Annotated in this window: 21 protein-coding genes and 2 riboswitches; of the genes, 17 read left to right on the top strand and 4 right to left on the bottom strand. The window is 70.3% G+C overall.

From position 1 onward, the window contains the following. Window positions 1–73 precede the first annotated feature (73 nt). Entirely contained in the window at window positions 74–718 is a 645-nt protein-coding gene (locus MCHLDSM_RS05930) for a LysM peptidoglycan-binding domain-containing protein (protein ID WP_048469308.1), read from the top strand. 175 nt (window positions 719–893) lie between these two features. Beyond that, window positions 894–1,571, top strand: coding sequence for an Rv1815 family serine proteinase (locus MCHLDSM_RS05925; RefSeq protein ID WP_048469307.1), 678 nt, complete (start codon window positions 894–896; stop codon window positions 1,569–1,571). Here the strand turns inward: MCHLDSM_RS05925 and MCHLDSM_RS05920 are convergent. Continuing rightward, a complete protein-coding gene (locus tag MCHLDSM_RS05920) occupies window positions 1,568–2,008 on the bottom strand; it encodes a nitroreductase/quinone reductase family protein (RefSeq protein WP_048469382.1) in 441 nt (146 codons plus the stop codon). The genes MCHLDSM_RS05925 and MCHLDSM_RS05920 overlap by 4 nt on opposite strands. Before the next feature lie 108 nt (window positions 2,009–2,116). On the opposite strand from MCHLDSM_RS05920, the gene MCHLDSM_RS05915 reads away from it, so the two are divergent. Then, window positions 2,117–2,797, top strand: a complete 681-nt coding sequence (locus tag MCHLDSM_RS05915) for a TetR/AcrR family transcriptional regulator (protein WP_048469306.1) — start codon at window positions 2,117–2,119, stop codon at window positions 2,795–2,797. Here MCHLDSM_RS05915 and MCHLDSM_RS38425 read toward each other — a convergent pair. Next, complete coding sequence (locus tag MCHLDSM_RS38425) at window positions 2,791–3,312, bottom strand: hypothetical protein (RefSeq protein ID WP_048469305.1); 522 nt, start codon at window positions 3,310–3,312, stop codon at window positions 2,791–2,793. The genes MCHLDSM_RS05915 and MCHLDSM_RS38425 overlap by 7 nt on opposite strands. 93 nt (window positions 3,313–3,405) lie before the next feature. Between MCHLDSM_RS38425 and MCHLDSM_RS05905 the strand changes: the two genes are divergently transcribed. Together MCHLDSM_RS05905 and MCHLDSM_RS05900 are read left to right on the top strand one after the other, a co-directional pair. Beyond that, the gene (locus MCHLDSM_RS05905; protein ID WP_048469304.1) at window positions 3,406–3,900 is read left to right on the top strand and encodes a VOC family protein; all 495 of its coding nucleotides are present in this window, start codon (window positions 3,406–3,408) and stop codon (window positions 3,898–3,900) included. Next, window positions 3,897–5,405: an FAD-binding protein gene (locus MCHLDSM_RS05900; RefSeq protein WP_048469303.1), complete on the top strand. Its 1,509-nt coding sequence runs from the start codon at window positions 3,897–3,899 to the stop codon at window positions 5,403–5,405. The genes MCHLDSM_RS05905 and MCHLDSM_RS05900 overlap by 4 nt, the downstream gene beginning before the upstream one ends. Window positions 5,406–5,496: 91 nt before the next feature. Here MCHLDSM_RS05900 and MCHLDSM_RS05895 read toward each other — a convergent pair whose 3' ends face one another. Both MCHLDSM_RS05895 and MCHLDSM_RS05890 read right to left on the bottom strand, forming a co-directional pair. Beyond that, the gene (locus MCHLDSM_RS05895; protein WP_082168758.1) at window positions 5,497–7,404 is read right to left on the bottom strand and encodes an ABC transporter ATP-binding protein/permease; all 1,908 of its coding nucleotides are present in this window, start codon (window positions 7,402–7,404) and stop codon (window positions 5,497–5,499) included. 54 nt (window positions 7,405–7,458) lie between these two features. After that, window positions 7,459–9,354, bottom strand: coding sequence for an ABC transporter ATP-binding protein/permease (locus MCHLDSM_RS05890; RefSeq protein ID WP_048469381.1), 1,896 nt, complete (start codon window positions 9,352–9,354; stop codon window positions 7,459–7,461). A 135-nt stretch (window positions 9,355–9,489) separates the two neighbouring features. On the opposite strand from MCHLDSM_RS05890, the gene secA2 reads away from it, so the two are divergent. From secA2 to MCHLDSM_RS05830, 12 genes are all read left to right on the top strand, one after another. Then, the gene (gene secA2, locus MCHLDSM_RS05885) at window positions 9,490–11,826 is read left to right on the top strand and encodes an accessory Sec system translocase SecA2 (protein ID WP_109788753.1); all 2,337 of its coding nucleotides are present in this window, start codon (window positions 9,490–9,492) and stop codon (window positions 11,824–11,826) included. 9 nt (window positions 11,827–11,835) lie between these two features. Next, the gene (locus MCHLDSM_RS05880) at window positions 11,836–12,462 is read left to right on the top strand and encodes a CDP-alcohol phosphatidyltransferase family protein (RefSeq protein ID WP_063840610.1); all 627 of its coding nucleotides are present in this window, start codon (window positions 11,836–11,838) and stop codon (window positions 12,460–12,462) included. Then, entirely contained in the window at window positions 12,459–13,349 is an 891-nt protein-coding gene (locus tag MCHLDSM_RS05875) for a DUF881 domain-containing protein (RefSeq protein WP_048469300.1), read from the top strand. The genes MCHLDSM_RS05880 and MCHLDSM_RS05875 overlap by 4 nt, the downstream gene beginning before the upstream one ends. Window positions 13,350–13,362: 13 nt before the next feature. Then, window positions 13,363–13,695: a small basic family protein gene (locus tag MCHLDSM_RS05870; protein WP_048417482.1), complete on the top strand. Its 333-nt coding sequence runs from the start codon at window positions 13,363–13,365 to the stop codon at window positions 13,693–13,695. A gap of 1 nt (window position 13,696) precedes the next feature. Continuing rightward, a complete protein-coding gene (locus MCHLDSM_RS05865; RefSeq protein ID WP_048469299.1) occupies window positions 13,697–14,446 on the top strand; it encodes a DUF881 domain-containing protein in 750 nt (249 codons plus the stop codon). Window positions 14,447–14,482: 36 nt separating this feature from the next. Then, a complete protein-coding gene (gene gcvH, locus MCHLDSM_RS05860) occupies window positions 14,483–14,878 on the top strand; it encodes a glycine cleavage system protein GcvH (RefSeq protein WP_048469298.1) in 396 nt (131 codons plus the stop codon). Between the two features lie 145 nt (window positions 14,879–15,023). Then, a complete protein-coding gene (garA, locus tag MCHLDSM_RS05855) occupies window positions 15,024–15,494 on the top strand; it encodes a glycogen accumulation regulator GarA (protein ID WP_048469379.1) in 471 nt (156 codons plus the stop codon). 30 nt (window positions 15,495–15,524) lie between these two features. Continuing rightward, entirely contained in the window at window positions 15,525–16,271 is a 747-nt protein-coding gene (gene ftsR / locus MCHLDSM_RS05850; RefSeq protein WP_048417479.1) for a transcriptional regulator FtsR, read from the top strand. Window positions 16,272–16,365: 94 nt separating this feature from the next. Beyond that, window positions 16,366–16,860, top strand: coding sequence for a bifunctional nuclease family protein (locus tag MCHLDSM_RS05845; RefSeq protein ID WP_043409225.1), 495 nt, complete (start codon window positions 16,366–16,368; stop codon window positions 16,858–16,860). A gap of 215 nt (window positions 16,861–17,075) precedes the next feature. After that, on the top strand, window positions 17,076–17,696 hold the full coding sequence (locus MCHLDSM_RS05840; protein ID WP_048469297.1) for a MerR family transcriptional regulator: 621 nt from the start codon (window positions 17,076–17,078) through the stop codon (window positions 17,694–17,696). A 49-nt stretch (window positions 17,697–17,745) separates the two neighbouring features. Next, a riboswitch (glycine riboswitch) is annotated at window positions 17,746–17,830 on the top strand. Window positions 17,831–17,835: 5 nt separating this feature from the next. Next, window positions 17,836–17,954, top strand: a riboswitch (glycine riboswitch). 48 nt (window positions 17,955–18,002) lie between these two features. Beyond that, window positions 18,003–20,864, top strand: a complete 2,862-nt coding sequence (gcvP, locus tag MCHLDSM_RS05835; protein WP_048469296.1) for an aminomethyl-transferring glycine dehydrogenase — start codon at window positions 18,003–18,005, stop codon at window positions 20,862–20,864. Window positions 20,865–20,889: 25 nt separating this feature from the next. After that, entirely contained in the window at window positions 20,890–21,594 is a 705-nt protein-coding gene (locus MCHLDSM_RS05830) for a thioesterase II family protein (protein WP_048469295.1), read from the top strand. Window positions 21,595–21,910: the final 316 nt, after the last annotated feature.

Raw genomic sequence — 21,910 nt, 5'->3', positions numbered from 1 at the left:
TCTCTAAATCTTCACCCCGGGCTCTCGGCGCTGAGTAGCGTCTCTCGCACCTGAGCGAGAGAGAGACACCGACATGAGCGACAGACTTCTCAAGGGCGAGAAACTGGACCGAGGGCAATCGCTGACGTCACGCAACGGCGCCTACGCGCTGACGCTGCAGGACGACGGCAACCTCGTGCTCACAGAACGCGGGCGCGCCGTCTGGGCCACGGCCACCGACGGACAGGACGTCGTCCGCGCCGAGGTGCAAACCGACGGGAACTTCGTGCTGTACACCCGCGACAAGCCGGTGTGGCACAGCGACACCAAGGGCGCCAAGGACGTTCGCCTGGTGCTTCAGGACGACCGCAACCTCGTTCTCTACGGGTTCGACGGCCCGGCCTGGGCATCGAACACCCACACCGACGACGCTCCGGCGCCGCCCGCGGCCGAGACCGCCGACCAGCCGGCGACCGCGCAGCCGCAGGCCGCCACGGAGCAGGAGGCCGTCGCGCAGCCGCAGAGCGCGCCGGCGCCCGTCCCCGCCGAAGCGCCCGCGCCACCACCCCCGCCGCCGCCGCCCGCGCCGCGCACCTACACCGTGGTCTCGGGCGACTCGTTGTGGGCGATCGCGGAGCGGTTCTACGGCGACGGGAACCGTTACCGGGCCATCGCCGACGCCAGCGGCATCACCAACCCGGACCTCATCCACCCCGGTCAGGTCCTCACCATCCCCTGACCGCGGCGCGGCCCGGCACGCCGTCCCGCGTGTAACGCCCCGTTATCGGCCCGCGATGAGCCGGTTACACCGTCGGAGCACGCGGGTATCACCCCGATGTCCGGCGGTCGCCGAGAACTCATCCGGGGAGAGTGGAGGGGCTGTGTCGAATCGACCGCCGTCGCGAGGACCGAAGATGCTGCCCGCGCTGCTGGCCTGCCTGGCCGCACTGCTGGTGCCGTCGGCCCCGGCCAACGCCCAACCCGACGTGCTCGTCCACCCGGGCATGGAGATCCACCAGGACTCGGTGCTGTGCACGCTGGGCTACGTCGACCCTCAGAGCCGCATCGCGTTCACGGCGGGCCACTGCCGGGCCTCGGGCACCGTCACCGACAAGGGCGGCACCGTGATCGGCACCCAGGTCTCGTTCCGGGACAACACTCCCGACGGCACCACGATCGACACCAACCACCAGATCGCCGACTGGCAGGTGATCCAGCTGCTGCCGACCGCCGCGGCCAACAACGTGCTGCCCAGCGGCAAGGTGCTGGTCACCGATCCGGCCGTACTGCCGGTGGCGGGCATGCCGGTGTGCCATTTCGGCGTGGTGACCGGGGAGAGCTGCGGCACCGTCGACGCGGTCAACAACGGCTGGTTCACGATGGCCAACGGCGTGGTGAGCCGCAAGGGCGACTCCGGCGGACCGGTCTACACCACCACTCCCGACGGCCGCACCGTGCTCATCGGCGTCTTCAACAGCACCTGGGGCACGTTCCCGGCGGCGGTGTCGTGGCAAACGGCCAGCCAGGAGGCCCGTGCGGACACCATCTCCGCCGCGTCCGCGACGATCACGCCGGTGGCGGCGCAGCCCTAACCCGTCAGCTCGAACACCGGGATCGAGCCGGCGGCCGCCCGGACCTGCCCGTCGCTCGACGCCGGTGTCAGCCCGCCGGTATGGCCCTTGACCTGCCAGTACCACCGGTCCAGGTACCGCCGCAGCAGCGCCGGTTTCGCGTCGTCGGGCACCTCGACGACGCCGCGGCGCCGGGGTCGGTGACGCGGCCCGGTCTCGACGTCGCCGGCGGCGCGCACGTTGCGGGCCCACTGGGTGTTGCCGCGCGGCGACACGAGGTAGTCGCGGCCGTCGACGGTGAGCAGGTTGACCACCACCGAGCGGACCTCCCCACTGGTGCGGCCCCGCACGCGCAACGCCGTGCTGCCCTGGACACTGACTCCCCGCTCGGCCAGTCGCCGGATCAGGCCGTTGAAGAGGCGGGTGGCCCGCCCCGGAACGTCGTAGCGCTCGGACATGGTGGTTTCCTTCCGGTTCGAATGCGAGAGCACTGCTCTCGCTTCCAGCGTGACACGGCCGCACGAGAAATTCAAGAGCACTGCTCTCGGATATGTCACACTGGCGGCGTGGGCACCCGACAGGACAGCCGTGACCGGATCGAGCGCCGCATCGTCGAGCTGGGCCGGCGCCACCTGATCACCGACGGTGCAGCGGGCCTGTCCCTGCGGGCGATCGCCCGCGACCTCGGCATGGTGTCCTCGGCGGTCTACCGGTACGTGGCCAGCCGCGACGACCTGCTGACCCTGCTGCTCGTCGACGCCTACACCGAGCTGGCCGACGCCGTCGACGATGCGCGGGGGGCCGCCGGCGACGACTGGCGGGCACAGCTGGCGGCCGTCGCCCGTGCGGCCCGGCGGTGGGCCGTCGACCAGCCGGCGAGCTGGGCGCTGCTCTACGGCAGCCCGGTGCCCGGCTACCACGCCCCTCGCGACCGGACCGTCGGCCCCGGCACCCGCGTGGTCGGCACGCTGTTCGCGGTCGTCGCCGCCGGGGCGGCCGCCGGCGACATCCCGTCGGCGAAAAGCGCGGCGCCGCAACCACTCTCCTCGGACTTCGAGAGTCTACGGGCCGAGTTCGCGGTCTCCGTGGACGATGCGACGCTCACCAAGTGTCTGGTGCTGTGGGCGGCGCTGGTCGGCGCGATCAGCCTGGAGGTGTTCGGGCAGTACGGATCCGACACCCTCACCGACCCCGCGCTCGCGTTCGACACGCAGGTCGCGCTGCTGACCGGGATGCTCGCTCAGTAGGTCCAGCTGCCGGCGGGGGCGAGGACGAATCCGTGCTCGCCGTAATGCCGGTCGGGGGGATCCGGGGTGTCGACCGGCCAGGAGTCGGGTTTGGCGGCGCGGCAGGCCAGCGTGTCCGCGGTCGGCACGGCGCAGACCACGCCGTTGCCCGCCGCGAACCGGGACCCCGTCGGCAGCAGGGGATAGGACCCCTCGTCGGTTCCCACGTCGTCGTGCCCGATCTCGCCGGCGTGCGTCAGCGACACCGACGCCGTCGAGACCCCGGACGAGGAGCCCGGCAGCGGACCCCGACAGTAGATGCCGAGATCCGGGATCAGGCTGTCCTGGCAGCGCAGGCCCGCGGGGGTGCTGAAGACCCAGCCCGACATGCTCGGGTGCGCCCCGAAGACCTGGTAGCCCGCCGGATCGACCGCGGGAAACGCGTCGAGGTCGGGGAAACCGGGCGGGGTCGCCGCCGCCGGTGCGGCGCCGGCCAGCAGCCCGGCCACCACCAGTGGGACGACAAGTGCACGCATGACCGGACTATCGGGTCCCGCCGACCCCGCGTTAGCGACCGAAAGTAGAACACGTTCTAGCTTGGGCGGGCCGGTGGCGATATTCTCGAACCGATGCTTGACCAGACACCTGTCCAGATTGCGTGGGTGACCCGCGATCTGGCGGCCACCGAGGCGGCGCTGAGCGCACTGCTCGGCGCCAAGACATGGGTGCGCATGCCCGGCGTGCACTTCGGCCCGCAGACGTGCACCTACCGCGGCCGCCCCGCCGACCACGTCGCCGACATCGCGCTGAGCTACGCCGGTGACACCCAGCTCGAGGTGATCGCCCCGGTGCGCGGGGACAGCGTCTACACCGAGTTCCTCGACCGCAGCGGACCCGGCCTGCACCACGTGTGCCGGGCCGCCCCCGATGGCGACGCGTTCGACACGGCGGTGCGCGACGCGCAGCGCGACGGCGCCGAGGTCGCCATGGCGGGCACGATGCCCGGCGGCATGCGCTTCGCCTACCTCTCGGCCGCCGACGCCGGTGTGCCCTACCTCGAAATCGCCTACATACCAGACGAATTCGCTGCATTCTTCGACCACATCAAACAGGAGCAGAAGTGAGCATGCACATCCCCGACACCGTCCGCTCGGCCGACGTCACGTCGTGGTCCGACGAGGTGGACGTGGTCGTCCTCGGATTCGGCATCGCCGGCGGGTGTGCGGCGGTCAGTGCGGCCGCCGCCGGCGCGCGCGTGTTGGTGCTCGAGAAGGCGGCCGCCGCGGGCGGCACCACGTCGATGGCCGGCGGGCACTTCTACCTGGGCGGCGGCACCGCCGTCCAGCAGGCCACCGGGCACGACGATTCGCCCGAGGAGATGTACAAATACCTCGTCTCCCAGTCCCACGACCCCGAACTCGACAAGATCCGCGCCTACTGCGAGGGCAGCGTCGAACACTTCGACTGGCTCGAGGACCTCGGTTTCCAGTTCGAGCGCAGCTACTACCCGGGCAAGGTGGTCGTGCCGCCCGGCACCGAGGGCCTGTCGTACACCGGCAACGAGAAGGTCTGGCCGTTCTGCGAGCAGGCCGTGCCCGCCCCGCGCGGCCACTCCGTGCCGGTGCCCGGCGAACTCGGCGGCGCCTCGATGGTGATCGATCTGCTGGTGAAGCGGGCCGCCGACCTGGGCGTGCAGTTCCGGTACGAGACCGGGGCGACGGCGCTGGTGGTCGACGACGACGGCGCCGTGGTCGGGGTGCGGTGGAAGCACTTCGGCGAGACCGGCGACGTGTCGGCCGACGCGGTGGTGATCGCCGCCGGCGGCTTCGCGATGAACGCCGCGATGGTCGCCGAGTACACCCCGGCCCTCGGGGCCGAACGCAAGACCAAGCACCACGGCACCGTGGCGCCCTACATCCTGGGCAACCCGAACGACGACGGCCTCGGCATCGGGCTCGGCGTCTCGGCCGGCGGCGTCGCGACGAACATGGAGGAACTGTTCATCACCGCCGCGGCCTATCCGCCCGAGATCCTGCTCACCGGGGTGATCGTGAACGCCGAGGGCAAGCGGTTCGTCGCCGAGGACTCCTACCACGCGCGGACGTCGGCGTTCGTGCTCGAACAGCCCGATCAGGTCGCCTACCTGATCGTCGACGAGGCGCACATGCAGATGCCCGCGATGCCGCTGATCAAGTTCATCGACGGCTGGGAGACGGTCGCGGAGATGGAAGAGGCGCTGGGCATCCCGGCCGGGAATCTGGCGGCCACGCTGGAGCGCTACAACGCCAACGCCGCCGAGGGCGCCGACCCCGACTTCCACAAGCAGCCCGAATACGTTGCCGCACAGGACAAAGGCCCGTGGGCGGCGTTCGACCTGTCACTGGGCCGGGCCATGTACTCGGGGTTCACGATGGGCGGGCTGAAGGTGTCCATCGACGGGGAGGTGCTGCGCGAGGACGGCAGCCCGATCGCCGGGCTGTACGCGGCGGGCGCGTGCGCGTCCAACATCGCCCAGGACGGCAAGGGGTACGCCAGCGGCACCCAGTTGGGCGAAGGCTCGTTCTTCGGCCGGCGGGCCGGCGAGCATGCGGCGCGGCGGGCCCGGGCGACCGCGGGGCAGCAGGGCTAGACCCGGGCGCCCCAGCCCTGCACGTTCTGCAGGTGGCTACTCGAACATCCTCTGCAGACCGTGCAGTCCTGTTGCTCGTGGGGCAGCAGGCCTAGACCCGGGCGGGCTCCCCGCCGATCACGCCGAGTTCCCACGCGCCCTCGCCGAGGAGCTTCAGCTCGCGGGTGTGGTGCCGCTGCAACGTGCTGCGGTGGCTGACGCTGACCAGGATGGTGTCGGGCAGCTCGGTACGCACCAGGTCGTACATCGTCAGCTCGAGGCCCTCGTCGAGCGCCGACGTGGACTCGTCGAGGAACACGGCCTTCGGGCGGGTCAGCAGGATCCGCGCGAACGCGATGCGCTGCTGCTCGCCGGGGGAGAGCACCTTGGCCCAGTCCTGGACCTCGTCGAGGCGGTCGACGAGATGCGGTAGCGCCACCTTCTGCAGCGCCGTCCGCAGCCGGTCGTCCTCGATGTCGCCGGTCTTGCTCGGGTAGGACACCACGGCCCGCAGATCGCCGAGCGGAACGTAGGGCATCTGCGACAGGAACAGCGTCTCGTTCTCGTCGATCGGGTAGGTCAGCCGCCCCGACGTGAACGGCCACAGCTGCGCGAGGCTGCGCAGCAGCGTGGTCTTGCCGGTGCCGGACTTGCCGGTGATCATCAGGCATTCGCCCGGCTCCAGGCGCAGGTTCACCGGGTCGAGCAGCTGCGTGCCGTCCGGGGTGCGGACCTCGACGTTCTCGAGCGTGACGTTCTGGCCGGTGCAGCCCGCCACGTCGAGCACGGGCAGCGCGCGGCCCTGCTCGTCGGCGGTGACCAGCCCGTCGAGACGGATGATCGCCGCGCGGTAGCCGGCGAACAGGTCATAGGCGTTGCGGAAGAACGACAGCCCGGACTGGATCGCGCCGAACGCCGACGCCGACTGGTTGAGCGCGCCGAGCGGGATCTCCCCGGCGGCGAACCGCGGGAACTGCACCAGATAAGGCAGCGGCACGATGACCTGGCCCATCGACCAGTTCCAGCCGTTGAACCGCAGTGACCGGTTGATGTACCGGCGATAGTTGGCCACGACCGGGGTGAACAACCGGCGCAGCCCGGTGCGCTCGGCGACCTCACCGCGGTAGAACGCCACGGCCTCCGACGCGTCGCGCAACCGCACCAGTGCATAACGGAACGCGGCGTTGTACTTCTCGTTGAGGAACGACAGGCCGATGATGGGCCGGCCGATCCAGAACGCAACGACCGAGGCGAACAGCACGTAGACGATGCCGATCCAGAAGATCGCGTGGGACAGGGTGAGCCCGAACATGGTCAGCGGGCCGGACAGCTCCCACAGAATCGCGGTGAACGACACCACCGACACCACCGCCGAGATCGCGCCGAACAGCAGCGAACTCGACGAGCCGTAGTACGGCACATTGGGCAACGGCCCGTTGGTCGCGGTGAAGATGTCGATGTCGGACTGGATGCGCTGATCCGGGTTGTCGATGGTCTCGTCGATGAATCGCGCGCGGTAGTAGGCCCGGCCGTCGAGCCAGTCCCCGGTCATCCGGTCGGTCAGCCAGGCGCGCCACCGCAGGCAGAACCGCTGGAACAGGTACATGTCCAGCAGCAGCTGGGTGATGGACAGCACGGCCAGGATCGAGAAGATCCCGATGGTCGACCAGAAGCCGTCGATACCGGACTGCCGGACCGCGTCGTTGTCCGAGGTCAGGCCCGACACCACCACCTGGAAGCTGGTCAGCAGGTCGTTGCTCTGGTACGTGAACAGCACGTCGAGCCGGACGTTGATCATCACCGAGGCCAGCAGTACCGCGAGGAAGATCCACACCTTGACGCTCTCGCGCCCGGTGAAATAGGCGCCGGAGATGCGCCAGAACTGCTTGCCCCAGGTGGTGAACCGGCCGATCAGCGCGAGCACGATCAGCGTGGCGACCGCGGCGATGGCCCAGCCCTTGGCGATCCACACCAGTGAGATCCACAGCTCGCTGCCCCAGTCCAGCGTCGGGGCGAACATTTCTTGCATGCGGGCAAGGTACCGCGACAACCTGGTTGCGGCGTGGCGGAGGCGTCAACCCGTGCGCGCGAGTCTCTCCAGTCGCCACCGCCCGTCGCCGATCAGCGAGAGCCGCCGGTCGTGCAGCAGGTGCACGCTGGCGCGGTGGCTCACGCTGACGATGATCATGTCGGGCAGCCGCTCACGCAGCAGGCCGTAGAGCATCTGCTCCAGATCCTCGTCCATCGCCGAGGTCGACTCGTCGAGGAACACCGCGCTGGGCGCCCCGAGCAGCACCCGGGCGAACGCGATGCGCTGCTGCTCACCGACCGAGAGCACCTTCGCCCAGTCCTGGCTGTCACCGAGCCGGATCATCAAGTGCGGCAACGCCACATCGAGCAACGCCCGCTGGATGGCGGTGTCGTCGACGCCGCCGGGCGGGCGCGGATAGGTGACCGCGGCGCGCAGATCCCCCAGCGGCAGGTAGGGCAGTTGGGGCACGAACATCACCGCGTCGCGCCCGCGTGGCAGCCGCACCCGGCCCGTCGCGTACGGCCACAGCCCGGCCAGGCTCGCCAGCAGCACCGACTTCCCGATCCCCGACGGACCCGCGACGACCAGCGATTCCCCGCTGCCGATGTCCAGATCCAGTGGATGCAGCAGCGTCGTCCCGTCGGGCTTGCGCACCTCCACCCCGGCCACGTTCAGGTCGCCGCCGGGGGAGTCGACGACCTCGACGGCGGTGAACGTGCCCGCCCGGTCGTTCTGCTCGGCCAGTCCGTCGAGCCGGATGATCGCCGCCCGGTAGCTCGCGAACTGGTCGTAGGCGTTACGGAAGAACGACAGCGAGTCGTGGATGGCGCCGAAGGCGTTGGAGGACTGCCACACCCCGCCGAAGGAGATCCGCTGCGCGAACAGGCCTTGGGCCTGCACCAGCCACGGCAGCGGGTTGATGGCCTGGCTCATCGACACGTTCCACCCGAAGAACAGCATCATCCGGTGCAGCCAGTGCCGGTAGTTGTCCATCACCGCGTCGAGGCGCCCCCGCAGCAGCGAGCGTTCGGCCGGTTCGCCGCGGTACAGCCCGATCGCCGCACTGCCGTCGCGCACCCGCACCAGCGCGTACCGGAAGCCCGCGTTGCGCAACTCGTTGAGGTAACTGAGCCGGATCAGCGGACGGCCGATCGCGAACGCCACGATGGTCGCGACCAGCACGTAGACCAGCACGATCCAGAACAGGGCGCGCTGCAGCGTCCCCCCGCCGAGCGTGACCGGTTCCGAGAGCCGCCACAGGATGGTGCCGAACGACAGCACCGACAGCACGGCCTCGACCGCACCGAACAGCAGCGTGTTGCCGGAGTTGTAGATCGGGTTGTTGGTGTCGCCGCCCACGCCGGTGGTGAACACGTCGACGTCCTGCTGGATGCGCTGGTCCGGGTTGTCGATGGGCCGGCCCGCGAACTGCGCCCGGTAGTACGCCAGGTCGCCCAGCCAGCCGTCGATGAAGCGCCGGCTCAGCCAGATCCGCCACCGCATGATGAACCGCTGCGTGAGGTACATGTCGAGCAGCAGGCGCACGATGTAGCAGCCGGCGAGCACCGCGAACACCACCATCGTGGCCCAGAACCCCGCGATGCCGCTCGAGCGGCCCGCCCCCTGGGAGAACGCGATCTGCAGCGCGGTGAACAGGTCGTTGACGTAGTAGGTCAGCAGCACGTTGATGCGCACCGAGACGATCACCGACAGCAGCAGCAGCCCGACGAGTGCCCAGACCTTCAGGCTGGCCCGGCCGGTGAAGTAGCCGCCGGTGACCCGCCAGAACTGGCGGCCCCATTCGGTGAACCGCCCGATCAGCACCAACACGACGCCCAGGCAGACCGCGCTCACGACGAACGCGGTGAGCACCCAGATCGTCGAGCTGACCCACTCACGGCCCCAGTCGAGGGTCGGCTGGAACGACTCGGTGTCCACGACGCGCACCCCCCTTCCGCGGTCCGGCCTGCGGCGAAGTTACCGCAGGACCGCCGCGCCGACGGGGAACGCGCCACGATTGCCCAGGCCGTGGGAGCCACGCACCCGGCGAACGCGCCCGCGTACCGTGATCATGTGGCACGCACCTCATCGAAGACGACGAAATCCTCGACCGGGCGCCTGTCCGGCCGGTTCTGGAAACTCCTCGGCGCCAGCACGGACAAGGACCAGAGCCGCTCGATGGAGCAGGTCCGCGGGGCAGCCGATTTCGACGCCAAGGCCGCCGACCTCGACGACGAGCAGCTGCGCAAGGCCGCCACCCTGCTCGAGCTCGACGACCTGGCGGACTCGGCCGACATCCCGCAGTTCCTGGCGATCGCGCGGGAGGCCTCCGAACGCGCCACCGGCCTGCGCGCGTTCGACGTGCAGCTGCTCGGTGCGCAGCGGATGCTCGCCGGCGATGTCGTCGAGATGGCCACCGGCGAGGGCAAGACCCTCTCCGGCGCGATCGCGGCCGCCGGTTACGCGCTGGCGGGGCGCAACGTGCACGTCATCACGATCAACGACTACCTGGCCCGCCGCGACGCCGAGTGGATGGGTCCGCTGATCGAGGCCATGGGGCTGACGGTCGGCTGGATCACCGCCGACTCGACCCCCGCCGAGCGCCGCGCCGCCTACGAGTGCGACATCACCTACGCCTCGGTCAACGAGATCGGCTTCGACGTGCTGCGCGACCAGCTGGTCACCGACGTCGCCGACCTCGTGTCGCCGAACCCGGACGTCGCACTCATCGACGAAGCCGACTCGGTGCTCGTCGACGAGGCGCTGGTGCCGCTGGTGCTGGCGGGCACCAGCCACCGCGAGTCGCCGCGGGTGGACCTGATCCGGTTCGTCGGCGAGCTCGTCGAGGGCACCGATTACGCCACCGACGCCGAGGGCCGCAACGTCCACCTCACCGAATCCGGCGCCCAGAAGATCGAGGCCCGGCTCGGCGGTATCGACCTGTACTCCGAAGAGCACGTCGCGACCACGCTGACCGAGGTCAACGTCGCGCTGCACGCGCACGTGCTGCTGCAGCGCGACGTGCACTACATCGTCCGCGACGACGCGGTGCACCTGATCAACGCCTCCCGCGGCCGCATCGCCACGCTGCAGCGCTGGCCGGACGGGCTGCAGGCCGCGGTGGAGGCCAAGGAGGGCATCGAGACCACCGAGACCGGCGAGGTGCTCGACACCATCACCGTGCAGGCGCTGATCAACCGCTACCCGACGGTGTGCGGGATGACCGGCACCGCGCTGGCCGCCGGTGAGCAGCTGCGCCAGTTCTACAAGCTGGGTGTCTCACCGATCCCGCCCAACGCGCCCAACATCCGCGAGGACGAACCCGACCGCGTCTACGTCACCGCGGCCGCCCGCAACGACGCCGTCGTCGACCACATCGCCGAGGTGCACAAGACGCGCCAACCGATCCTCGTCGGCACCCGCGACGTCGCCGAGTCCGAGGACCTGCACCGCCGGCTGGTCAAGGCCGGTGTGCCCGCGGTGGTGCTGAACGCCAAGAACGACGCCGAGGAGGCGGCCGTCATCGCCGAAGCCGGCAAGCTCGGCGCGGTCACCGTGTCGACCCAGATGGCCGGCCGCGGCACCGACATCCGCCTGGGCGGCTCCGACGAAGCCGACCACGACGCTGTCGCCGACCTGGGCGGTCTGCACGTGATCGGAACCGGCAGGCACCACACCGAACGGCTCGACAACCAGTTGCGCGGCCGCGCCGGCCGCCAGGGCGACCCCGGGTCGACGGTGTTCTTCTCCAGCTGGGAGGACGACGTCGTGGTGTCACACCTGGACGCCGGCAAGCTGCCGCTGGACTGCGACGAGGACGGCAAGGTGCTCAGCCCCAAGGCAGCCAGCCTGCTCGAGCACGCCCAGCGCATCGCCGAGGGCCGGCTGCTCGACGTGCACGCCAACACCTGGCGCTACAACCAGCTGATCGCCCAGCAGCGCGCCATCCTGGTCGAACGTCGCGACACGTTGCTGCGCACCGCGACCGCCCGGGACGAACTGGCCAACCTGTCCCCGGAGCGGTACGCCGACCTCAGTGAACAGGTGGGGGAGGAGAAGCTGGAGAAGATCTGCCGGCTGATCATGCTGTACCACCTGGACCGCGGCTGGGCCGATCACCTCGCCTACCTGGCCGACATCCGGGAGAGCATCCACCTGCGCGCGCTGGGCAGGCAGAACCCGCTCGACGAGTTCCACCGCCTCGCCGTCGACGCGTTCGGATCCCTGGCCGCCGACGCGATCGAGGCCGCCCAGCAGACCTTCGACACCGCGCCGTCGATCGAGGACGAGCCGGGGGTCGACCTGTCGAAGCTGGCGCGGCCGACCTCGACGTGGACGTACATGGTCCACGACAACCCGCTCAACGACGACACCCTCTCGGCGCTGAGCCTGCCCGGGGTGTTCCGCTAGGTTCTACCCATGGCCCGCGGGTTGGAACACGGGGAAGCCCCGGCGCCGCGCGACCGGATCTGGACGGTGCCCAACGCGCTGTCGGTGATCCGGCTCGTGCTGGTCCCGGTGTTCCTGGTGCTGCTGCTCGTGCTGCACGCCAACGCCTGGGCCGTCGTGGTGCTGATGTTCAGCGGGGCGTCCGACTGGGCCGACGGCAAGATCGCGCGGCTGTTCGCCAACCAGTCCTCCCGGCTGGGCGCGCTGCTCGACCCGGCGGTCGACCGCATCTACATGATCGTCACCCCGGTGGCCATGGCGCTCGCCGGTGCGCTGCCGTGGTGGATCGTCGCGACGCTGCTGGGCCGCGACCTGGTGCTGGCGACCACGCTGCCGCTGCTGCGCAGCCGCGGCCTGACCGCGCTGCCGGTCACCTACATCGGCAAGGCCGCGACGTTCGCGCTGATGTCCGGGCTGCCGCTGGTGTTGCTCGGGCAGGACACTGCGCAGTGGAGCCGGGTGGTGCTGGCTATCGGGTGGGGCTTCCTGATCTGGGGCATGGCGATGTACCTGTGGTCCGGGGTGCTGTACCTGCTGCAGGTCGGCATGGTGGCGCGACGGATGCCCCGGGTGTCGTCCCGAACGTCGGTGACGTGACCGAGCTGGGGGGCTGGGATCCCACGTCCGGGCGCAGCGCGCACCGGGCGGGCGCCCCGACGCTGATCCCGGTGCCGTCCCTGCTGCGGTCCCTGCTGTCCGACCACCTCGACCCCGGCTATGCCGCCGCCGCACGCTCACCGCGTCCGCGCCGGGCCGTCGACCGCGTGTGGCAGGTGGCCGCCGCGGCGCTGGTGGCCGCGGTCTTCGCGCTGGCCTGGTCGCAGGCCAAGGCCACCGCGCCGGGAGTCCGGGAGTCCCAGCAGGTGCTCGCCGCCAGCGTGCGCTCGGCCGAGGCGTCCACCGACGCGCTGACCGTCCGGCGCAACGGGCTGGCCGCCGAGGTGGACTCCGAGCGCCGCAGCCGGCTGGCCGGCGACGCGACCGGCCGGCAACTGCTCGGCGACCTCGACCAGGCGAACTTCGCGGCGGCCACCACACCGGTCATCGGACCCGGGCTGACCGTCACCGTCACCGATCCCGGCGTCGGCCGTGACCTCACCGACGTGTCCAAGCAGCGGGTGGAGGGCAGCCGCCAGGTGATCCTCGACCGCGACCTGCAGCTGGTGGTGAACTCGCTGTGGCTCAGCGGCGCCGAGGCGATCTCGGTCGGGGGAGTCCGCATCGGCCCCAACGTGACCATCCGGCAGGCGGGCGGCGGCATCCTGGTCGACAATCAACCGATCGCCAGTCCCTACGTCATCCTCGCGGTGGGCCCGCCGCACGCGATGGCCGACACCTTCGACCGCAGCTCGGGCCTGCAGCGGCTGCGGCTGCTCGAGTCGTCCTACGGAGTCGGGGTGAGCGTGGCGAACGGGGACGGGCTGACCCTGCCCGCCGGCTCGATCCGCGACCTCAACTTCGCCACCGAGCCGGGTCCGAAGTGAGAGGCACATCCGCGTGATCGGCATCATCGCGCTCGTCGTCGGCATCGTCATCGGGGTGGTCTTCCACCCCAGCGTTCCCGAGGTGATCCAGCCGTACCTGCCCATCGCCGTCGTCGCCGCGCTGGACGCGGTGTTCGGCGGCCTGCGCGCCTACCTGGAGAAGATCTTCGACGCCAAGGTGTTCGTGGTGTCGTTCGTCTTCAACGTCCTGGTGGCGGCCCTGATCGTCTACGTCGGCGACCAGCTCGGGGTGGGCACTCAGCTGTCCACCGCGATCATCGTCGTCCTCGGCATCCGGATCTTCGGCAACGCCGCGGCGCTGCGGCGGAGGCTGTTCGGGGCGTGAGGTGAGCGACGAGCAGCACGGCCGCCACGAGCTGCCCCCCGAGGCCGGGACCGCCCCGCGCGGCGGGCGCCGGGTGTTCGGGGTGCTGGCGGTGCTGCTGTGCCTGGTGCTCGGCATCGCGATCGCCACGCAGGTGCGGCAGACCGATTCGGGTGACTCCCTGGAAACCGCCCGCCCCGCCGACCTGCTGGTGCTGCTCGACTCGCTGCAGCAGCGCGAGGCCGCGCTCAACTCCGAGGTCGCGGACCTGCAGCGGACACTGGCCGAACTGCAGGCCTCGGGCAGCAGCGACCAGGCCGCGATCGAGAACGCCAGGTCCCGGCTGGCCGCGCTGTCGATCCTGATCGGCACCGTGGCCGCGACCGGGCCGGGGGTGACGCTGACGATCACCGACCCCGCGCCGGGCGTAGCGGCCGAGACGATGCTCGACGTGATCAACGAGCTGCGCGCCGCGGGTGCCGAGGCGATGGAGATCCGCGGCGGGCAGAACTCCGTGCGCATCGGCGTGGACACCTGGGTGGTCGGGCCCCCGGGTGCGCTGGTGGTCGATTCGGCCACGCTCAACCCCGCGTATTCCGTTGTCGCCATTGGGGATCCGCCGACGCTGGCGGCCGCGATGAACATCCCCGGCGGAGCGATGGACAGCATCGAACGCGTCGGCGGGACGATGGTGGTACAACAGTCCGACCGGGTCGACGTGACCGCCTTGCGGCAACCGAAACCGCGCCAATACGCTCAGCCCGTCAAGTGACGTGACCGTCAGGTCGCACGAGAACCAAGGAGCGCCGTGACCGAGATTCCCGCCGACCTGTCCTACACCGCCGAACACGAGTGGGTGGCACAGAAGGGCGACGACACGGTCCGCGTCGGCATCACCGACTTCGCGCAGTCCGCGCTGGGCGACGTGGTGTTCGTCCAGCTGCCCGACGTCGGGGCGCAGATCAGCGCGGGAGAGTCCTTCGGCGAGGTGGAGTCGACGAAGTCGGTGTCGGATCTCTACGCCCCCGTCACCGCGAAAGTCGTTGCGGTCAATGGTGATCTGGAGTCGAATCCGCAGCTGGTCAACTCCGACCCGTACGGCGAGGGCTGGCTGGTCGAACTGCAGGCCGACGGCGAGTCGCTGCGCGCCGCGCTGGACGCGCTGCTCGACGCGGAGGGCTACCGCGCCCACGTGACCGAGTAGGTGTTGTTAGGGTCGGTGCGACCAGGATGCGGATCCGGCCGTGGTGGACACAACGCGGTCCACTGCACGGTACGGTCGACACCAGCGGCGCGATGGCTGGATGTCCCGGCCGGATACCGCCACAGCAGCCAGTGAGGAGCAGCGGGTGACGGAAAAAGACTTCAACTCGGGGGCCGACTCTGACGAAGTCACCGTGGAAACGACATCGGTCTTCCGCGCCGACTTCCTCAACGAGCTCGACGCACCGCCCGCGGCGGGCGGCGAGAGCGCGGTGTCCGGCGTCGAAGGGCTGCCGGTGGGGTCGGCGCTGCTGGTGGTGAAGCGGGGGCCCAACGCGGGCTCGCGGTTCCTGCTGGACCAGCCCACCACGTCGGCGGGCCGGCATCCCGACAGCGACATCTTCCTCGACGACGTCACCGTGAGCCGCCGGCACGCGGAGTTCCGTCTCGAGGGCGGCGAGTTCCAGGTCGTCGACGTCGGCAGCCTCAACGGCACCTACGTCAACCGGGAGCCCGTCGACTCCGCGGTGCTGGCCAACGGCGACGAGGTTCAGATCGGCAAGTTCCGCCTGGTGTTCCTGACCGGACCCAAGGGCGACGACGGCACCGCCGAGTAACCGACCCACCGACCGCGGCGGCGATCTGCGATGACCCAACCCGAGACCCCGGCGCTCGCCGGGATGTCGATCGGGGTCGTGCTGGACACGCTGCGCTCCGAGTTCCCCGACGTCACGATCTCCAAGATCCGGTTCCTCGAGGCCGAAGGGCTCGTCACACCGCAGCGCACCGCGTCGGGCTACCGGCGCTTCACCGCCTACGACTGTGCCCGGCTGCGCTTCATCCTCACCGCGCAGCGCGATCACTATCTGCCGCTGAAGGTGATCAAGGCTCAGCTCGACGCGCTGCCCGACGGCGAACTGCCGCAGAGCGGTTCGGCCTACGCCGCTCCCCGCCTGGTGCCGGTGGGCGGCTCCGACGGCGCGGAGGCGGTGCTCCCCAGTGCGCCGGCCCAGAGCCGGCTCAGCCGCGAGGCGCTGCTGGAACGCTCGGGCGTCGACGAGGAGTTGCTGAACTCTCTGGTGAAGGCCGGCATCATCACGCCGATCTTCAAGGGCGCCGGCACCGTGTTCTTCGACGAGCACGCGGTCGTCATCGCCCAGTGCGCGCGGGCGCTGGCGGACTACGGCGTCGAACCGCGGCACCTGCGGGCGTTCCGGTCCGCGGCCGACCGGCAGTCGGACCTGATCGCCCAGATCGCGGGCCCGGTCGTCAAGGCGGGCAAGGCCGGCGCGCGTGACCGCGCCGACGACCTGGCACGCGAGGTGGCGGCCCTGGCGATCACGTTGCACACGTCGTTGATCAAGTCGGCCGTACGCGACGTTCTGGATCGCTGAGGACTAGACTCGATTCGACGGCTTCACCGTCGCGTCCGGGCCGTCGACAGGGCCGGACGGAACAGGGCAACACCGGTGCGGAGGGCAGGCACACATGGGTGAGGTTCGCGTCGTCGGAATCCGCGTGGAACAGCCGCAGAACCAGCCCGTTCTGTTGCTGCGCGAATCCAACGGCGACCGCTATCTGCCGATCTGGATCGGGCAGTCGGAGGCCGCGGCCATTGCCCTGGAGCAGCAGGGGGTGGAGCCCGCCCGGCCGCTCACCCATGACCTGTTCCGCGATGTCATTGCCGCCCTTGGCCATTCACTCAAGGAAGTGCGCATCGTCGATCTGCAGGAAGGCACGTTCTACGCCGACCTGATCTTCGACCGGGACATCAAGGTCTCGGCGCGGCCGTCGGATTCGGTGGCCATCGCGCTGCGGGTCGGGGTGCCGATCTACGTCGAGGAGGCGGTGCTCGCCGAAGCCGGGCTGCTGATCCCCGACGAGAACGACGACGAGGCCACCGGCGCCGTCCGCGAGGACGAGGTGGAGAAGTTCAAGGAGTTCCTGGATTCGGTGTCCCCGGACGACTTCAAAGCGACCTAGGACTGCCCCCTAGCGCCTCTTGGTCACGGATGCGTCTCGTCGCGCTCGACACGCGGGGCGAGTTTCCGGCACCTCCCCGACGGGCAGCCATACTTGGTCCCGACGGGCAGTCAAGACAGTCGTCCGAGCGTATGCTCGAACGAGGTTCGGGCTGGGATAACGTGCGCCCACGCAGGTCAGGCGACGCGAGTTCGATCGGCGAGAGGATTCGACAAGTGGGAGACACGCCCCGCCAGGAGCAACTGGATCTCAACACCGGCGCTCCTTCGGCGGACCCTCTTCCCCGGGCAGCCGAGCCGGTGCAGGCCGGTCTGTTCCCCGATGACTCGGTGCCCGACGAACTCGTCGGCTACCGCGGGCCCAGCGCCTGCCAGATCGCCGGCATCACCTACCGGCAGCTCGACTACTGGGCCAGGACCTCACTGGTGGTGCCCTCGATCCGCGGCGCCGCGGGATCGGGCAGCCAGCGGCTGTACTCCTTCAAGGACATCCTGGTCCTCAAGATCGTCAAACGCCTCCTCGACACCGGCATCTCGCTGCACAACATCCGGGTCGCGGTCGACCATCTGCGCCAGCGCGGCGTCTCCGATCTGGCCAACATCACGCTGTTCTCCGACGGCACCACGGTCTACGAGTGCACCTCGGCCGAGGAAGTGGTGGACCTGCTGCAGGGCGGTCAGGGCGTGTTTGGCATCGCGGTCTCGGGCGCGATGCGGGAACTGACGGGCGCCATCGCCGACTTCCCGGGCGAGCGTGCCGACGGCGGCGAGTCGATCTCCGCGCCCGAGGACGAACTCGCCTCCCGGCGCAAGCACCGCGACCGCAAGATCGGCTGATCGGGCGAGCGGAGATCCGGGCCGGTAGACTCGGGCCCGCATCGCCCTCTCGCGGGAGAGTTCCGTGGCCGCCAGCCACGGACGCCGAAGGAGCAACACCTCTCCGTCAACCTCTCAGGCACCCCGGACCGCGACCGGCCCCGATGCCTCTGGAAAGCGGTGCCTCGCACCCGCCCATGGGGAAAGGCCACTCGACCCGCGTCGAGAGGGCCGAATCTCTCAGGCCGCCCGGACCGGGCCGACGACAGAGGGGGAGGAGCCGCTCCGCGTGCGCTCCTCGCGCCCGAACGTCGGGAGACGTCCCTCGTGTCTGATCAGCCCACCCCCACCGAGCTCACCTTCGTCGACCGCCACATCGGCCCGGACGCCGCCGCCGTCGCCACGCTGCTCACCACCATCGGTGTCGACTCCCTCGACGAACTGGCCGCCAAGGCGCTGCCCGCCGGCATCCTCGACGCACTGACCGACGAGGGCGTGGCCCCCGGTCTCGACCACCTGCCGCCGGCCGCGTCGGAGGCCGAAGCGCTCGCCGAGCTGCGGGCGCTCGCCCAGTCGAACACCGTCGCGGTGTCGATGATCGGGCAGGGCTACTTCGACACGCTGACCCCGCCGGTGCTCAAGCGCAACATCCTCGAGAACCCGGCGTGGTACACCGCCTACACGCCCTACCAGCCCGAGATCAGCCAGGGCCGGCTCGAGGCGCTGCTGAACTTCCAGACGATGGTGACCGACCTGACCGGGCTGGAGGTGGCCAACGCCTCGATGCTGGACGAGGCCACCGCCGCCGCCGAGGCGATGACGCTGATGCAGCGCGCGGTGCGCGGATCGGGTCGCCGCCTCGCTGTCGATATCGACGTCTACCCGCAGACCGCCGCCGTGCTCGCCACCCGCGCCCAGCCGCTCGGCATCGAGATCGTCACCGCCGATCTGCGCCAGGGCCTGCCCGAGGGCGACTTCTTCGGCGTGATCGCCCAGCTGCCGGGCGCGAGCGGCGCCGTGCACGACTGGAGCGACCTCGTCGCGCAGGCCCACGAGCGCGGCGCCCTGGTGGCGATCGGCGCCGACCTGCTCGCGCTGACCCTGATCGCGCCGCCGGGCGAGATCGGCGCGGACGTCGCGTTCGGCACCACCCAGCGGTTCGGGGTGCCGATGGGGTTCGGCGGTCCGCACGCCGGCTATCTGGCCGTGCACTCGAAGCACGCCCGCCAGCTGCCCGGCCGGCTGGTCGGGGTGTCCGTCGACGCCGACGGGGCGCCGGCCTACCGACTGGCGCTGCAGACCCGGGAACAGCACATTCGCCGCGACAAGGCGACCAGCAACATCTGCACCGCGCAGGTGCTGCTCGCCGTGATGGCCGCGATGTACGCGAGCTACCACGGGGCCGACGGCCTGCGCGCGATCGCCGGCCGCGTGCACGATCACGCCCGGACCCTGGCGGGCGGGCTGGCCGAGGCCGGCGTCGAGGTGGTGCACTCCGCGTTCTTCGACACCGTGCTGGCGCACGTGCCGGGCCGGGCCCGTGAGGTCGTCGACGCCGCCAAGCGCCGCGGCATCAACCTCTGGCTGGTCGACGCCGACCACGTGTCGGTGGCCTGCGACGAGGCCACCACCGAGGCGCACGTCGCCGACGTGCTCAGCGCGTTCAGCGGCGGGGCCACCACGGTGCCGGCCGCGCGCAACGGTTCGGACATCGCGACGAGGACCACCGAGTTCCTGACCCACCCGGCGTTCACGTCGTACCGCACCGAGACCGCGATGATGCGGTACCTGCGCTCGCTGGCCGACAAGGACATCGCGCTGGACCGCAGCATGATCCCGCTGGGCTCCTGCACGATGAAACTCAACGCGGCCGCCGAGATGGAGCCGATCACGTGGCCCGAGTTCGGCCGCCAGCATCCGTTCGCGCCGGCCTCGGACACCCCGGGCCTGCGCCGGCTGATCGCCGACCTGCAGGCGTGGCTGACCGGGATCACCGGATACGACGAGATCTCGCTGCAGCCCAACGCCGGATCGCAGGGCGAGTACGCGGGTCTGCTGGCGATCCAGGCCTACCACATCGCCAACGGCCAGGCCGAGCGCAACGTGTGCCTGATCCCGTCCAGCGCGCACGGCACCAACGCCGCGTCAGCCGCGCTGGCCGGCATGAAGGTGGTCGTGGTGGCCTGCCGGGAGAACGGGGACGTCGACCTCGACGACCTACGCGCCAAGGTCGCCGAGCACGCCGAGCGGCTCTCGGCGCTGATGATCACCTACCCGTCCACCCACGGCGTCTACGAGCACGACGTCGCCGACATCTGCGCGGCCGTGCACGACGCCGGCGGTCAGGTCTACGTCGACGGTGCGAACCTCAACGCGCTGGTCGGGCTGGCCCGCCCGGGTCGGTTCGGCGGCGACGTCAGCCACCTCAACCTGCACAAGACGTTCTGCATCCCCCACGGCGGCGGCGGGCCGGGGGTGGGTCCGGTGGCGGTGCGCGCGCACCTGGCGCCGTACCTGCCCGGGCATCCGCTGGCCGAGGAACTGTCCGACGACCTGACCGTGTCGGCGGCGCCGTACGGGTCGGCGTCGATCCTGCCCATCACGTGGGCCTACATCCGGATGATGGGCGCCTCCGGGCTGCGGTCGGCGACGTTGGTGGCGATCGCGTCGGCCAACTACATCGCCCGCCGTCTCGACGAGTACTACCCGGTGCTCTACACCGGGGAGAACGGCATGGTCGCCCACGAGTGCATCCTGGACCTGCGCGGGATCACCAAGGCGACGGGTGTGACGGTCGACGACGTGGCCAAGCGCCTGGCCGACTACGGCTTCCATGCCCCGACGATGAGCTTCCCGGTGGCCGGCACGCTGATGGTGGAGCCGACCGAGAGCGAGTCGCTGGCCGAGGTCGATGCCTTCTGCGAGGCGATGATCGCGATCCGCGCCGAGATCGACAAGGTCGGCTCCGGGGTGTGGCCCGCCGACGACAATCCGCTGCGCGGCGCTCCGCACACCGCGGAATGCCTGACGGCCGACGACTGGCCGCATCCGTACACCCGGCAGGAGGCGGCGTACCCGCTGGGCCACGGGTTCCGGCCGAAGGTGTGGCCGCCGGTGCGCCGCATCGACGGCGCCTACGGCGACCGCAACCTGGTGTGCTCGTGCCCGCCCGTGGAGGCGTTCGCCTGACGGGGACGGACGATAGGGTGTCCGGGTGACACAGCCCAGGTTGTTCATCTTCCCGCACGCCGGCGGGTCGGCGCAGTACTACGTGCCGTTCGCCAAGACGTTCACGATCGACGTCAAGCGGACGGCGGTGCAGTACCCCGGGCAGCGCGGTAAGCAGGACTTCGCGTCGTTCACCAGCCTGCCCGCGCTGGCCGACGAGGTGGTGACGATGGTGTCGCCGGACCAAGATCACGGTGGACCGGTCTTCTTCTTCGGGCACAGCATGGGTGGCCTGCTGGCCTTCGAGGTGGCGCGCCGGTTCGAGGCGGCGGGCCGGCCGATCGGCGCGTTGTTCGTCTCGGCGGTCGCCGCACCGGGCCACGTCGGGTACGAGGACATCCCGGACGACGACGACGGCCTGCTGGCGGCGGTCAGCACGATGACGGGCGCCAATCCCGAGTTCATGAAGAACCCGGAGTTTGCCACGGCGATCCTGCCGACCCTGCGCGGGCTCAAGGCGATCGCGTCCTACAGCTGCCCGCCCGAGGTGACGCTGTCCTGCCCGATCCACGCCTACTACGGCGACGACGACGAGATCGCGACGGCCGAGAAGGTCAAGCCCTGGGCCGATCGCACCACCGCCGAGTTCACCGCCACCGAGCTGCCGGGGCACCATTTCTACCTCAATGAGCACCTCGGCGAGGTGGTGCCCGACATCGAGGGCAAGATCGCGGCGCGCGCGGCCCGATAGCCTACGACACGGCTGTGGTCTTCGCCACACCATTGGCGGACCTTTCGGGAACCGTCATCTCCGGTAGAGCACACCTGTGCGGTCGGGAGGTGGGCGGGCGACAGGCCGGTCCGAACCTCCCCGGACCTGCTTCTTACCGGCGAGTCAGGAGCAAACACGACGCGGCCGTGCAGATTCCGCAAATCACTTACGCGCGCGTCAAGACGAAAGGAGCATTGCGTTAAGCTGCCCTGCTCAGGTGCCCGCGTACCGGGCAGTTTCCCACTTGAGCAACCAGTGTCCCCGAAGTGAAGTGGGGCGTTTGCAGTACTGGCAA

Source organism: Mycolicibacterium chlorophenolicum (assembly GCF_001044235.1).
GTDB lineage: Bacteria > Actinomycetota > Actinomycetes > Mycobacteriales > Mycobacteriaceae > Mycobacterium > Mycobacterium chlorophenolicum.
Note: the sequence above shows the minus strand (reverse complement) of the source record. Positions and strands in the feature narration are given on the sequence as shown.

What these genes read in the sequence shown, in the direction of transcription:
- MCHLDSM_RS05880 (WP_063840610.1), top strand. Translation starts at nt 11,836, where the DNA reads ATGGCCCGCGGGTTGGAACACGGGGAAGCCCCGGCGCCGCGCGACCGG.
- ftsR (WP_048417479.1), top strand. Translation starts at nt 15,525, where the DNA reads ATGACCCAACCCGAGACCCCGGCGCTCGCCGGGATGTCGATCGGGGTC.
- MCHLDSM_RS38425 (WP_048469305.1), bottom strand. Translation starts at nt 3,312, where the DNA reads ATGCGTGCACTTGTCGTCCCACTGGTGGTGGCCGGGCTGCTGGCCGGC.
- MCHLDSM_RS05905 (WP_048469304.1), top strand. Translation starts at nt 3,406, where the DNA reads ATGCTTGACCAGACACCTGTCCAGATTGCGTGGGTGACCCGCGATCTG.
- MCHLDSM_RS05845 (WP_043409225.1), top strand. Translation starts at nt 16,366, where the DNA reads ATGGGTGAGGTTCGCGTCGTCGGAATCCGCGTGGAACAGCCGCAGAAC.
- MCHLDSM_RS05920 (WP_048469382.1), bottom strand. Translation starts at nt 2,008, where the DNA reads ATGTCCGAGCGCTACGACGTTCCGGGGCGGGCCACCCGCCTCTTCAAC.
- MCHLDSM_RS05925 (WP_048469307.1), top strand. Translation starts at nt 894, where the DNA reads ATGCTGCCCGCGCTGCTGGCCTGCCTGGCCGCACTGCTGGTGCCGTCG.
- MCHLDSM_RS05895 (WP_082168758.1), bottom strand. Translation starts at nt 7,404, where the DNA reads ATGTTCGCCCCGACGCTGGACTGGGGCAGCGAGCTGTGGATCTCACTG.
- MCHLDSM_RS05930 (WP_048469308.1), top strand. Translation starts at nt 74, where the DNA reads ATGAGCGACAGACTTCTCAAGGGCGAGAAACTGGACCGAGGGCAATCG.